The 13,066-nt window shown below is 46.8% G+C and carries 12 protein-coding genes; 11 read left to right on the top strand and 1 reads right to left on the bottom strand.

Annotated features, from left to right (window positions below; all coding sequences use genetic code 11):
* Window positions 1–71 precede the first annotated feature (71 nt).
* Genes tilS through GN277_RS00625 form a run of 5 tightly spaced genes read left to right on the top strand, consistent with a single transcriptional unit; the run spans window position 72 to window position 6,196 of the window.
* Window positions 72–1,499 (top strand): tRNA lysidine(34) synthetase TilS, encoded by a 1,428-nt coding sequence (tilS, locus tag GN277_RS00645; protein ID WP_159749008.1) that lies wholly within the window; start codon window positions 72–74, stop codon window positions 1,497–1,499.
* Entirely contained in the window at window positions 1,444–1,971 is a 528-nt protein-coding gene (gene hpt / locus GN277_RS00640; RefSeq protein ID WP_159749006.1) for a hypoxanthine phosphoribosyltransferase, read from the top strand. The genes tilS and hpt overlap by 56 nt, the downstream gene beginning before the upstream one ends.
* A 17-nt stretch (window positions 1,972–1,988) precedes the next feature.
* Window positions 1,989–3,827, top strand: a complete 1,839-nt coding sequence (ftsH, locus tag GN277_RS00635; protein ID WP_159749004.1) for an ATP-dependent zinc metalloprotease FtsH — start codon at window positions 1,989–1,991, stop codon at window positions 3,825–3,827.
* Window positions 3,828–3,865: 38 nt separating this feature from the next.
* Window positions 3,866–5,932, top strand: coding sequence for a glycoside hydrolase family 13 protein (locus tag GN277_RS00630; protein ID WP_159749002.1), 2,067 nt, complete (start codon window positions 3,866–3,868; stop codon window positions 5,930–5,932).
* A gap of 30 nt (window positions 5,933–5,962) precedes the next feature.
* Window positions 5,963–6,196 (top strand): hypothetical protein, encoded by a 234-nt coding sequence (locus GN277_RS00625; RefSeq protein WP_159749000.1) that lies wholly within the window; start codon window positions 5,963–5,965, stop codon window positions 6,194–6,196.
* A 62-nt stretch (window positions 6,197–6,258) separates the two neighbouring features.
* On the opposite strand, the gene map is transcribed toward GN277_RS00625, so the two are convergent.
* Window positions 6,259–7,068, bottom strand: coding sequence for a type I methionyl aminopeptidase (gene map / locus GN277_RS00620; RefSeq protein WP_159748998.1), 810 nt, complete (start codon window positions 7,066–7,068; stop codon window positions 6,259–6,261).
* 245 nt (window positions 7,069–7,313) lie between these two features.
* On the opposite strand from map, the gene GN277_RS00615 reads away from it, so the two are divergent.
* The 6 genes from GN277_RS00615 to fsa all read left to right on the top strand — a co-directional run bounded on the left by GN277_RS00615 (window position 7,314) and on the right by fsa (window position 13,035).
* Window positions 7,314–8,390 (top strand): 6-phosphofructokinase, encoded by a 1,077-nt coding sequence (locus GN277_RS00615; RefSeq protein ID WP_159748996.1) that lies wholly within the window; start codon window positions 7,314–7,316, stop codon window positions 8,388–8,390.
* 32 nt (window positions 8,391–8,422) lie between these two features.
* Window positions 8,423–10,000, top strand: coding sequence for a DNA polymerase III subunit gamma/tau (gene dnaX, locus GN277_RS00610; protein WP_159748994.1), 1,578 nt, complete (start codon window positions 8,423–8,425; stop codon window positions 9,998–10,000).
* A gap of 27 nt (window positions 10,001–10,027) precedes the next feature.
* Complete coding sequence (locus GN277_RS00605; RefSeq protein WP_159748992.1) at window positions 10,028–10,384, top strand: YbaB/EbfC family nucleoid-associated protein; 357 nt, start codon at window positions 10,028–10,030, stop codon at window positions 10,382–10,384.
* Between the two features lie 16 nt (window positions 10,385–10,400).
* Window positions 10,401–10,997, top strand: a complete 597-nt coding sequence (gene recR / locus GN277_RS00600) for a recombination mediator RecR (protein WP_159748990.1) — start codon at window positions 10,401–10,403, stop codon at window positions 10,995–10,997.
* An 11-nt stretch (window positions 10,998–11,008) separates the two neighbouring features.
* Window positions 11,009–12,121 (top strand): LacI family DNA-binding transcriptional regulator, encoded by a 1,113-nt coding sequence (locus tag GN277_RS00595; RefSeq protein WP_159748988.1) that lies wholly within the window; start codon window positions 11,009–11,011, stop codon window positions 12,119–12,121.
* Between the two features lie 260 nt (window positions 12,122–12,381).
* On the top strand, window positions 12,382–13,035 hold the full coding sequence (gene fsa / locus GN277_RS00590) for a fructose-6-phosphate aldolase (RefSeq protein WP_159748986.1): 654 nt from the start codon (window positions 12,382–12,384) through the stop codon (window positions 13,033–13,035).
* Window positions 13,036–13,066 lie beyond the last annotated feature (31 nt).

The following is a 13,066-nucleotide window of genomic DNA, read 5'->3' as shown; positions in this document are numbered from 1 at the left end:
ACGATAGATTTAGATATATTTATTACGACGTTTTCTAAGCTATGTACAGAATTAAGCAGAAGGATAAATTTATGTATCAGCGGGTAAAGGATTATGTTCAGCGTTATCATATGCTGGATGAAGATGATAAGGTGATAGCAGGCGTATCGGGAGGTGCAGATTCCATATGCCTTCTTTTCATGCTTTTAGAGTTAAGCAGGGAGTTTGGCTTTTCTGTGATGGCAGTCCATGTGCATCACGGTCTGCGAGGAAATGCGGCGGATGCAGACGCGGCGTACGTGGAAACTATGTGTAAGAAGCAGGGGGTAGAGCTGCGGACATTTTATGAGGATGTGGGCGGATATGCCAGAAGAAACGGTTTGACGCTGGAGGAAGCAGGACGGGATGTACGGCGTGAGATATTTCAGAAGGTGCTGCGTGAGGAAAATGGTACGAAGATTGCTCTTGCTCATCACCAGAATGATAATGCAGAGACGCTGCTTTGGAATCTGTGTCGGGGATGCAGTCTTAAAGGCCTTGGGGGGATTGCGCCTGTCTCTGAACCATGGATTCGCCCCCTTTTATGCCTGAAAAGAGAGGAAATTGAATCATATCTTGAAAATCGGGGAATATCTTATTGTACGGATGAGTCAAATTTTACGGATGATTATACCAGGAACCGTCTCCGAAGTCATGTGATTCCTTATCTTGAAGAACAGGTCAACAGACAGGCAGTCTTCCATATGTCAGAAACCATGGAGAGTATGCGGATGGTGGGAGAGTATGTGGAGCAGGAGACAAAGCGGTATGAGGGGCTGTGTATCCAATATGAGGGTTTGGAAGACGGAGTTACAAAAGCAGTACTTTTTGAGACCGAATTTCGGCAGGTCCCTATGGCGCTTAGGGGATTTGTGCTTCATGAAATGCTTTGTCGTGTGGCAGGAAGAAGAAAGGATATCGGAAGTATTCATATTAAAGAATTGGAGGAGCTGCTAAATCGGCAGGTGGGCAGGCAGCTTCATTTACCATATCATATGTGCGCTAGGCGGAGTTATGCAGGCATTGAATTGTCTGTAATGTCAGATATGATTAGTTCGGATACAAAAACAGAATACCCAGAATGTCCTGTTGAGGCAAGAGTATTTGATCGGACGGGAGATATGGTAATATTTCCTGAAAACCCCTACACGAAATGGTTTGATTATGATATAATTAAAAATACTGTTAAAATCAGACATAGGGAGCCAGGCGACTATATTACCATTTCTAAGGATGGCGGCACCCAGAAACTGAAGCAGTATTTTATTAATGAGAAGATACCAGGCAGTTTAAGAGACGGAATATGGCTTGTGGCAGATGGAAAGCATATTATGTGGATTGTCGGGTACAGACAGAATCAGAAGTATCAGATTACAGGCAAGACCAGGAGAATCCTGGAATTGAAATTTTACGGAGGACAAGACGATGGGAGAAAGCGTCAGAGTAATGATTTCGGAAGCAGAGGTTACGAAAAGGATTGAGGAAATGGGACGTGAAATCAGCGAGGATTACGCGGGGAAGCAGATTCATCTAATCTGTATTCTTAAAGGAGGAGTGTTCTTCATGTGTGAGCTTGCGAAGCGAATCAGCGTTCCTGTATCCATGGACTTTATGAGTGTAGGCAGTTACGGAGACGGAACAACATCCAGCGGCGTGGTAAGGATTGTTAAGGATTTGGACGAATCGCTGGAGGGCAAGGATGTGCTTGTGGTGGAGGATATTATTGATTCGGGAAGGACACTGTATTATCTGTTAGATGTTCTTAAGAAAAGACACCCAAACAGTATGAAATTATGCACGCTTCTCGATAAACCGGACAGAAGAGTTCGGGATGTCAGGGTGGATTATGTGGGCTTTGAGATTCCAGATGAGTTTGTAGTGGGATATGGGCTTGATTATGCCCAGAAGTACAGGAATCTCCCATATATCGGAATTGTAGAAGGCGTGGAATAGAAAGGGGCTTTGAGACTTTGAATGATAGGAAGGTAAGAGGGCTGAGCGGTGCCACGATTCTGACATTAGTAGTATTTCTGTTCGTGATATTGTGGCTTACCAATCAGTTCGACCAGAAGGAAGAAGAAATCAACTGGAAGGAATTTGAAGAACTGGTTACAAGCGACTCTCTGGGAAAGGTTGTTGTCAACCAGAACAAGAATGTGCCCACAGGACGGGTAGAGCTTGAGATTAAGGATAAGGAGGGTGAGCTGAAATATCTCTATGTTTCGGATGTCAATGAGGTTCAGGATTATCTGAAGGAGAAGAATGTAAGCTATGAGATGCCGGATGTCCATGAGGACAGTTGGTTCGTGACAGTGGTTATGCCGGTAGTGCTAACGCTATTGGGAGTCATGCTGATCTTTACCGTTATGAACCGCCAGAGCGGCGGGGCGAACGCCAAGGCCATGAACTTTGGCAAGAGCCGTGCCAGGATGAGTATGGGCGGTGACAAGAATATTACATTTTCTCAGGTTGCGGGTCTTAAGGAGGAGAAGGAGGAATTGGAGGAGATTGTGGATTTTCTGAAATCTCCCAAGAAATATATTCAGGTTGGCGCAAGGATTCCTAAGGGCGTGCTGCTGGTAGGCCCTCCGGGAACCGGAAAGACTCTGCTTGCCAAGGCTGTTGCGGGAGAGGCGGGAGTTCCGTTCTTTACGATTTCAGGTTCCGACTTTGTAGAGATGTTCGTCGGCGTGGGTGCGTCCCGTGTCAGGGATTTGTTTGAGGAGGCTAAGAAGAATTCTCCGTGTATTATTTTTATTGATGAGATTGACGCTGTAGCAAGACGGAGAGGCACAGGTATGGGCGGCGGCCATGATGAGAGAGAGCAGACGCTGAACCAGCTTCTGGTTGAGATGGACGGATTCGGTGTCAATGAGGGCGTCATTGTGATGGCAGCTACGAACCGTGTGGATATTCTGGACCCCGCTATCCTGCGTCCAGGAAGATTTGACCGTCGGGTTATGGTGGGAAGACCGGATATCCAGGGCAGAGAGGAGATTCTTAAGGTTCATGCAAAGGGCAAGCCTCTTAGCGAGGAGATTGATTTGAGACAGATTGCCCAGACGACAGCAGGCTTTACAGGGGCAGACCTTGAGAACTTGCTGAACGAGGCGGCGATTCTGGCTGCTAAGGAGAACCGAATCTATCTGAAACAGGAGGATATCAAGCGGGCGTTTGTCAAGGTGGGAATCGGCGCGGAGAAGAAAAGTCGGGTGATTTCAGATAAGGAGAAGCGGATTACTGCATTTCACGAGGCGGGACATGCGATTTTGTTCCATGTGCTTCCGGATGTGGGTCCGGTCTACAGCGTGTCAATTATCCCAACCGGAGGGGCAGGAGGATATACCATGCCGCTGCCGGAGAATGACGAGATGTTTAACACAAAGGGAAAAATGTTACAGGATATCACTGTCGCACTTGGGGGACGTGTGGCAGAAGAGGAGGTGCTGGATGACATTACTACCGGTGCATCCCAGGATATCAAGCAGGCGACCAGCCTTGCCAAGTCCATGGTTACAAAATTTGGTATGTCCGAGGCTGTTGGCTTAATCAATTATGACAATGACAGCGACGAGGTATTTATCGGCAGGGACCTTGCCCATGCGTCAAGAGGCTATGGGGAGAGTGTGGCGACAACCATCGATCTGGAAGTGAAACGGATTATTGATGAGTGTTATAACAGGGCAAGGGATGTGATTAAGAAATATGACGATGTTCTTCATGCATGTGCAGACTTGTTGTTGGAGAAGGAGAAGATTTCCAGGGAAGAATTTGAATCATTATTTGCAGGAGAGGTTTCGGAAGCTTAGTGAAAGAGTACACAAATAATAATTAGGGGGATTATGGCATGAATATACAGGCATTATTTTGTGATGGGACGGCAGGTTATGTTATTCCACAGGAGCCCCGTGAGAATGAATCTGTGAGATTACGTTTCCGCACAGCCAGGGATGATGTTAAGAGAGTACGCCTGATGACGGCTGTTGGCGGGTATGATTTGGAGAAGGAAAAAGGAAACGGCAACGACAGCGAATTTGATTATTATGTGATTACATGGCGGTTAAATGAGAATCCGTTCCGTTACTGTTTTGAGATTCAGGATGAGGAAGAAACATACTACTATGGAAGATGCGGTGTGTCCAAGGAGATTGTAGAGTTTTATAATTTTGTTATCGTTCCGGGCTTCTCCACGCCAGACTGGGCTAAGGGGGCGGTGATGTACCAGATTTTTACGGACCGCTTCTACAATGGCGACAAGTCCAATGATGTTGAGACGAATGAATACTATTATATCGGCGGATACAGCAGAAAGGTGACAGACTGGGACAAATATCCGGACGCTATGGGAGTTCGGGAGTTCTATGGCGGCGACCTTAAGGGAGTCATGGAGAAGCTTGATTATTTGCAGGACCTTGGGGTGGAGGTGTTATATTTTAACCCATTGTTTGTTTCCCCATCCAACCATAAGTATGATATTCAGGATTATGATTATATTGACCCTCATTATGGGGTGATTGTCGAGGACGGCGGCGAAGTTCTTGCAGAGGGAGAGACTAAGAACCGCAAGGCGACGAAGTATCAAAAGCGGGTCACAGACCTTAAGAATCTGGAGGCCAGCAACCAGTTATTTATTGAACTTGTGGAAGAACTGCACAGGCGGGGAATGAAGATTATTCTGGACGGTGTGTTTAACCACTGTGGTTCGTTTAATAAATGGATGGACCGCGAGAGAATCTATGAGGGACAGGAAGATTATGAGCCTGGGGCTTATGTTTCTTCTAAGAGTCCCTATAAGAGTTATTTTCATTTTATTAATGACAGTGAGGAAAATTGGCCTTACAACCATGCTTATGACGGATGGTGGGGGCATGATACGCTGCCGAAGCTTAATTACGAGGATTCGGTGAAGCTTGAGAATTATATTTTATATATAGGAAGAAAATGGGTGTCTCCGCCTTACAATGTGGATGGGTGGAGGCTTGACGTGGCGGCTGACTTAGGACAGACGAACGGGTATAATCATCTGTTCTGGAAGAAGTTCCGCAAGGCTGTCAAGGACGCGAATCCTGATGCGCTGATTCTGGCAGAGCACTACGGCGACCCCAGCGAGTGGCTTCAGGGGGACGAGTGGGATACTGTGATGAACTATGATGCGTTTATGGAGCCTGTTACCTGGTTTTTGACGGGGATGGAGAAGCACAGTGACGAACAGCGGGAGGAGCTTCGGGGAAACACAGATAATTTTGTTGGTTCGATTACACACCATATGGGGAACATGCTGACACCGTCGCTTCAGGTGGCCATGAATGAGTTGTCCAACCATGATCATTCCCGATTTCTGACTCGTACGAATTATATGGTGGGGCGGGTGGAACATCTAGGGCCGGAGGCGGCCAATGAGTATGTGAACCTGGCTGTCATGCGTGAGGCGGTGGTGATGCAGATGACGTGGATTGGCGCGCCCACGGTGTATTATGGAGACGAGGCGGGAGTCTGCGGATTTACAGATCCGGATAACAGGCGGACATATCCCTGGGGGCATGAGAATCGGGAGTTGATTGCTTTTCATAAGGAAATGATTCGGATTCACAAGGAGCATCCGGCTCTGCTGACGGGCTCGCTGAACATATTGAATGGTTCAATTAAGGTGTCGAACGGGGATGAACATAATATACTTGCTTATGGACGATTCCAGGGAGATGACAGGATTGTTGTGATTATTAATAACCGAAGTGAGCTTGCCGAGGTGACTGTGCCGGCGTGGCTTGCCGAGGTGCCGATGAAATGCAGGATGGAGAAGCTGATGTATTCTTACCAGGAGGGATATTCTGTGGATTATGAAGAATATCTGGTAGAGGATGGAGAAGTGGTGGTGAATATGGGAGCGTATTCAGCGTTGGTGCTGTGCGGATAAGGAGAGGGCGTGAGTGCGCCCTCTATTTTTGTGTTACTGTTTGCTTTAATAGCGACGATGGCGAAGCCAATGAACAGTTATGCGCAGATCGAGATTACAGAGGATGGAGAGAAAAAAGAGATTGTACAGGATGAAATTGTACAGCCAAAGAACCCTACCGTAGAAAGTTCTCAGCAGTTACAAAAGGACAGCGTAGAAAAGAAGAACGGGAAGGATGATTCAGAAAAGCAGGAAAACGGCATAGATGTGAAGCTAGATATATAAGACAATATCAAAGAGTCAGAAATCTAACAGGTTTCCGGCTCTTTGTTTTGCTCATCATATTTTTATTTTGACAGTACTTCAATACCACTGTCTGTGACAAGCACCATATACTCCACCTGTGCGGACAAGCCGTCGTCGATTGTATAAACGGTCCAGTCGTCGTCCTCGTCAACGAAAAAGTCCGGACTGCCCTCGTTGACCATAGGCTCGATGGTGAACATCATACCAGGCACCAGAACCATCTCGCTGCCTTTCGGAGTTACGTAGCTGACAAAAGGTTCTTCATGGAAGTCCAGTCCAATTCCGTGTCCTCCAATATCCTCCACAACAGAATAGCCATGTTTTTTTGCATGAGTATTGATGGCATATGCAATATCGCCCAGGTGTCCCCAAGGTTTTGCGGCTTTTAGTCCAAGCTCTACACATTCCTGAGTCACGCGCACAAGTCTTTCGGCTTCTGGCGAGATATTCCCGATGGTGAACATTCGTGATGCGTCGGAGTAATAGCCGTCCAGGATGGTGGATACGTCTACATTGAGAATGTCGCCGTCTTGCAGAATCTCGTACTCACTTGGAATCCCATGGCAGATGACATTATTAAGGGAGGTACATACGCTTTTGGGAAATCCATCATAATTAAGGGGGGCAGGGATGCCGCCGTGTTCTGTTGTAAAGTCATAGACCAGACGGTCTATTTCTTCTGTACACATGCCTTCGTGGATATGGGATGCAACATGGTCTAATACGGCGGTGTTGAGGGCTGCGCTTTTCTTGATTGCTTCAATCTGCCGAGGAGTTTTAAGTAGGGAACGCTTTGGTACAATCTGGCCTCTGGCAGCCAGCTTCCATAGTTTTACGTCTAATTTATCCACTGTAATACCTCTTTCTAACTGAACATTTACGAAAAGAATTGTTCAATTATGTTCTCATTTACATTATAACACCTTTGTCAAGAGGGAATATATATGTAAATGGGAAAGGATTGAGGAACAAAAGAGGATATTGTATGTACACTGAAAATAGGTTATAATCAGAATAAGTGTTCAGCAGCGCAGGGTAACGCTGCTCAAATAACACAAAGAAAGTAGAACGACGGAAAAGAGGAAAGGAGCGCCACATGTTAAGAATAGGAATGCTTACAAGCGGAGGAGACTGTCAGGCTTTGAACGCTGCCATGCGCGGTGTTGTGAAGGGAATTTGTTCCAAGAGGGATGATGTAGAGATTTATGGATTCCAGGAGGGATACAAGGGACTGATCTATTCAAACTTTAAGATGCTGACATCCAGAGATTTTTCAGGAATATTGACTGTAGGAGGAACAATCCTTGGAACCTCCAGACAGCCGTTTAAGCTGATGCGGGTGCCGGATGAGAATGGTTTGGACAAGGTGGAAGCTATGAAGCATACATATCACAAGCTGAACCTGGACTGCCTGGTTGTGCTTGGAGGAAATGGTACACACAAGACGGCGAATATGCTGAGAGAAGAAGGGCTGCATGTCATAACCCTTCCGAAGACGATTGACAATGACCTGTGGGGAACGGATATGACTTTTGGCTTCCAGAGCGCGGTTGATATTGCCACAGATACTATTGATAAGATTCATACCACCGCAACATCCCACAGCCGTGTATTTATCGTAGAGGTTATGGGCCATAAAGTAGGGTGGGTAACTCTGCATGCCGGAATTGCCGGCGGCGCTGATATTATCATGCTTCCAGAGATTCCTTATGATATTAATGTTGTGGTTGATGCGATCAACAAACGGAAAGCCGCAGGCAAGAAGTTTACGATTATTGCGGTTGCAGAGGGCGCTATTTCCAAAGAAGATGCGAAGCTGTCCAAGAAAGAGCTGAAGGCAAAGAAGGAGAAGCAGAAATACCCGTCTGTTGCCTACGAGGTGGCTGAGAAGATTCAGAAGAAAACAGACCAGGAGGTGCGTATTACGGTTCCAGGACATACCCAGAGAGGCGGTTCTCCCTGTCCGTATGACAGAGTACTTTCAACGCGTCTGGGTGCGGCAGCGGCAGAGGCGATTCTGGACGGCGACTATGGATACATGCTTGGCGTTAAGAAGAATGATATTGTCCGCGTACCGCTCTCAGAGGTTGCAGGAAAGCTTAAGTATGTAGATCCTAAGTCCAGTATTATTAAAGAGGCTGAGATGACTGGAATCAGCTTCGGCATAAAATAATATTTTTGGGAGAATATAAGGGGAGTGTAAAAATGTCATATATGGCATTATACCGGAAGTTTCGTCCGGATGAATTTGAGGATGTGAAAGGGCAGGATGCCATAGTGAAGACCTTGAAGAATCAGATTAAGGCAGGCCGTATCGGTCATGCCTATCTGTTTTGCGGAACCAGAGGAACAGGAAAGACTTCTGTTGCCAAGATATTTGCAAAAGCGGTGAACTGTGAGCATCCTATAGATGGAAGCCCCTGCGGGGAGTGTGCTACGTGCAGGGCTATTGGGTCAGGGGCGTCCATGAATGTGATTGAGATTGATGCGGCCTCCAATAACGGTGTGGACAATATCCGTGAGATTCGGGAGGAAGTGGCATACCGTCCCACGGAGGGGCGGTACAAGGTCTATATTATTGACGAAGTCCATATGCTTTCTATAGGGGCGTTTAACGCACTGTTAAAGACGCTGGAGGAGCCGCCGGAGTATGTAATTTTTATTTTGGCGACCACAGAGGCCCACAAGATTCCTATTACAATCCTGAGCCGGTGTCAGCGGTATGATTTTAAGAGGATTACCATTGAGACAATATCCGAGCGGCTTAAGGAGTTAATCGGAAAAGAGCAGTTGGACGTGGAGGAGAAGGCAGTCCGCTATATTGCGAAGATGGCCGACGGGTCTATGCGGGATTCTCTGAGCCTTTTGGATCAGTGTGTGGCGTTCTATATCGGAGAACGGCTGACCTATGATCATGTTCTGGAGGTTATGGGGGCTGTGGATACAGAGGTGTTCAGCAGGCTTTTGCGGGAATTGATTGCCATGGATGTACATCGGGTGATTGAGACGGTGGAGGAGCTTGTGATGCAGGGAAGGGAGCTGTCACAGTTGGCGGCAGATTTTACCTGGTATCTGAGGAACCTTCTGTTGGTGCAGGGGTCGGAGCATATGGAGGACATTCTGGATGTGTCCAAAGAGAATCTCGTCCAGTTGAAAGAAGAAGCACAGATGATAGACAGCGATACTCTGATTCGGTACATCCGGATTTTCTCTGAGCTTACCAATCAGTTGAAGTATGCAACACAGAAACGGGTGCTTCTGGAGGTGGCGCTGATTAAGCTGTGTAAGCCGGCGATGGATACCAACCAGGATGCTTTGCTGGATCGGCTTCGGGCGGTGGAGAAGCAGTTGGAGGCAGGCATAACCGTACAGCCATCTCAGGCAAAAATGGTCTATGTTGACCGAGAGGAGGATGCACAGGCAGGGCAGCCAAAGCCCAAGCTTCCCAAGGCGTTGAATGAAGATGTCAAGGCAGTTGCAAAGGATTTCCGCACGATTGCAAATGATGCGTCACCCATGCTTAGGATTTACCTTAAAAAAGCGCGGCTTAGCGCTGGGGAAGGAAACCGTCTGCTGCTGGTGCTGCCGGATGAGATGAGCGCCGGAGTGGTTGGTTCTGATGAACATAGGGCGGAAATTGAGAATCTAATTCAGGAGAAGATTGGAAAACAGGTGGAGATTGAAGTGCGTCAGATGGAGGAAGGCAGAAGATTCGAGGAGCATTTTGTGGATATTGAGAATCTGGAGAATCTGATTAACATGGAGATTACGATAGAAGAATAAAAATAGAATTCAGGAGGATATGGACTTATGGCAAAAAGAGGTGGATTTCCGGGCGGCGGAGGTATGCCGGGTAATATGGCGAATCTGATGAAGCAGGCACAGAAGATGCAGCGTCAGATGGAGGAGCAGGCGAAGGAGATGGAGACAAAGGAATTTAGCGCAACTGCCGGCGGCGGTGCGGTGGAGGCTACGGTTTCCGGTACAAAGCAGCTTGTTAAGATTAGCCTGAATGAAGAAGTGGTAGATCCAGATGATATTGAGATGCTTGAGGATCTGATTGTGGCGGCGGTAAACGAGGCCCTTGAGAAAGTTGACGAGGCTTCTGCTTCAGCAATGTCGAAGTTTACCGGCGGTATGGGCGGACAACTTCCGGGTCTATTTTAACACAGGGGTGTAAGGGATGGATTACTATAGTAACCAGATAAGCAGGTTAATTGAAGAATTATCATGTCTCCCAGGCATAGGATCAAAGTCAGCGGCAAGGCTGGCTTTTCATTTGATACATATGTCTGTGGAGGATGTGGAGCGTCTTGCATCAACAATGGTGGAGGCAAGGAAGAACGTGCGCTACTGTAAGTCCTGCTGTACGCTGACTGACCAGGAGTTATGCCCTATCTGTAGTAACAACAAGAGGGACCACAGGACGGTGATGGTGGTGGAGAATACCCGCGACCTGGCGGCGTATGAAAAGACCGGAAAATATGACGGCGTTTACCATGTGCTTCATGGGGCAATCTCCCCCATGCTTGGAATCGGGCCGGAGGATATTAAGCTTAAAGAATTGATTGAACGTCTTTCAGGGGATGTGGAGGAGGTAATCATTGCGACGAATTCAAGCTTGGAGGGGGAGACTACGGCAATGTATATCAGTAAGCTGATTAAGCCTGCAGGAATCAAGGTCAGCAGGATTGCAAGCGGTGTGCCTGTGGGCGGGGATTTGGAATATATCGACGAGGTGACCCTGCTTCGGGCGTTGGAGGGACGAACACAGCTTTGAGAGGTGGAAGGATGAAGAAGAAAGTCACATCTACAGATATCGCAAAAGCAGCGGGAGTTTCCCAGTCTACCGTGTCGATGGTCTTGAATAAGAAATACAATGTTTCTTTTTCCAGGGAAACCATAGATAAGGTAGAACATGCGGCAAAGGAGTTAGGTTATGTCCCTCCAAAGCGCAAGACGAAAAAAGGGGTAAAGAAAGAGAAGCTTTTGGTAGTATTTTGCTCTAATCTGACGAACCCCTATTATGTGATGCTGCTGCAGGGGATTGAGCTTCGTGCGAAGGAGCAGGGCTTCGGACTTTTTGTGTGCAACACCCAGCGGGATTTGAGAATGGAGGAGCGGTATCTGAAAATGATGTGGGAGCTTCGTCCATTGGGAATCATCTATACCTGTAATCCCAGCCATTGCTTCATGGAGCTTGTGACGGAGCTGGCACAGAAGATTCCAGTAGCGATTGTAAACAACCAGAATGAGAAAATGGATGTTGACGCGGTTGAGCTGGACAATTCCAAATTGGGGCGTATCATGGCGAAGCATTTGCTGGATTTGGGGCATCGGAGGGTGGCCTATATTGCGCCGCCTCTAACCGCCCGTCAGAAACAGCGCTCTAAGCGGGTTGAGGGGTTTCTTAAGGAGTATGAGAAGGCGGGGTTAAAGGCGAATGTGATTATCAAAGCGGCAAAAGAGGAGATTGACTTGAATGTTGCGCATATTGATTCAGAGTACAAGATTGGTTTTGATTTAACACAGGAATTGCTTAAGGAGAGGTCGGGGATTACGGCTATTGTAGGGCTAAACGATATGATTGCATTTGGGATTCTGGATGCGCTGCACGAGGCAAAGCTTCGGGTTCCGTCAGATATGTCTGTTATGGGCTGCGATAACACGCTGTTTGCCCGTATGCATAAGGTGGATTTGACGACCATAGAGCATTTCGTCATCTTTAAAGGGAGGGATGCCTGTGATATTATTATGAAGAAAATTGCGTCGCACACGTCGCCATATTCCGATATTGAGCCGATTAGCACCTATCATGTAGAGTACGAACCTCAGTTGATTGTGAGAGGGACGACAGGGTATGCGAAAGAATCCGGAAAAAGGGAGAAAAAAGGAAAAAATTAATGCAATCTCACAGATTATTAATAATAATCTGTGAGATTTTGCATTTTATGACCATGATTAAGGGATAGGCTTTGGGGATTAATATATGGATAATTTAGAAACAGAAATTGATAAGTATTAATATTTAATTTTTATTAATTTCAAAAATTATTAATAAAAATCCAGACTATTGACCAAAGCTTACAAAATAAGTTATAATTTAAGCATATGGGAAATCCAGCAATGTATCACAAATGTCAAATCAAAAAGGAGGAAAAAACATGAAGTTTTTCATTGACACAGCGAAGGTAGAGGATATCAGGAAAGCAAATGACATGGGGGTCATCTGCGGAGTGACGACGAATCCATCTCTCATCGCAAAAGAGGGCAGGGTTTTTGAGGAAGTAATTGCAGAGATTGCCTCCATCGTAGACGGCCCAATCAGCGGCGAAGTGAAGGCTACGACTGTGGATGCAGAAGGGATGATTGCAGAAGGAAGAGAGATTGCGAAGATTCATCCGAACATGGTTGTTAAGATTCCAATGACGGTAGAAGGCTTGAAGGCATGTAAGAAGTTGACGGAGGAGGGAATCAAGACAAACGTAACGCTAATCTTCACGGCAAATCAGGCGCTTCTGGCTGCAAGGGCCGGCGCAACATACGTGTCACCATTCCTGGGACGTCTGGACGACATTTCCGTAAGAGGAACAGACCTGATTGCAGAGATTGCACAGATCTTCCAGGTTGCAGGGATTGAGACAGAGATCATTGCTGCAAGCGTGCGCCATACAATGCATGTGACGGACTGCGCTTTGGCAGGTGCGGATATTGCCACCGTTCCATATTCTGTGATTGAGCAGATGACAAAGCATCCTCTGACAGACGCGGGGATCGCAAAATTCCAGGCTGACTATAAAGCTGTATTTGGTGAGTAGGATGTATGAGCGAAATCTCTGTGTCATATAG

The organism is Sporofaciens musculi (assembly GCF_009830285.1).
GTDB classification, from domain to species: Bacteria; Bacillota; Clostridia; order Lachnospirales; family Lachnospiraceae; genus Sporofaciens; species Sporofaciens musculi.
This window is presented reverse-complemented; position numbering and strand designations above follow the sequence as displayed.

Coding starts and splice junctions, on each gene's coding strand:
- tilS (WP_159749008.1), top strand. CDS start 72: ATGTATCAGCGGGTAAAGGATTATGTTCAGCGTTATCATATGCTGGAT.
- hpt (WP_159749006.1), top strand. CDS start 1,444: ATGGGAGAAAGCGTCAGAGTAATGATTTCGGAAGCAGAGGTTACGAAA.
- GN277_RS00630 (WP_159749002.1), top strand. CDS start 3,866: ATGAATATACAGGCATTATTTTGTGATGGGACGGCAGGTTATGTTATT.
- GN277_RS00615 (WP_159748996.1), top strand. CDS start 7,314: ATGTTAAGAATAGGAATGCTTACAAGCGGAGGAGACTGTCAGGCTTTG.
- dnaX (WP_159748994.1), top strand. CDS start 8,423: ATGTCATATATGGCATTATACCGGAAGTTTCGTCCGGATGAATTTGAG.
- GN277_RS00605 (WP_159748992.1), top strand. CDS start 10,028: ATGGCAAAAAGAGGTGGATTTCCGGGCGGCGGAGGTATGCCGGGTAAT.
- recR (WP_159748990.1), top strand. CDS start 10,401: ATGGATTACTATAGTAACCAGATAAGCAGGTTAATTGAAGAATTATCA.
- GN277_RS00595 (WP_159748988.1), top strand. CDS start 11,009: ATGAAGAAGAAAGTCACATCTACAGATATCGCAAAAGCAGCGGGAGTT.
- fsa (WP_159748986.1), top strand. CDS start 12,382: ATGAAGTTTTTCATTGACACAGCGAAGGTAGAGGATATCAGGAAAGCA.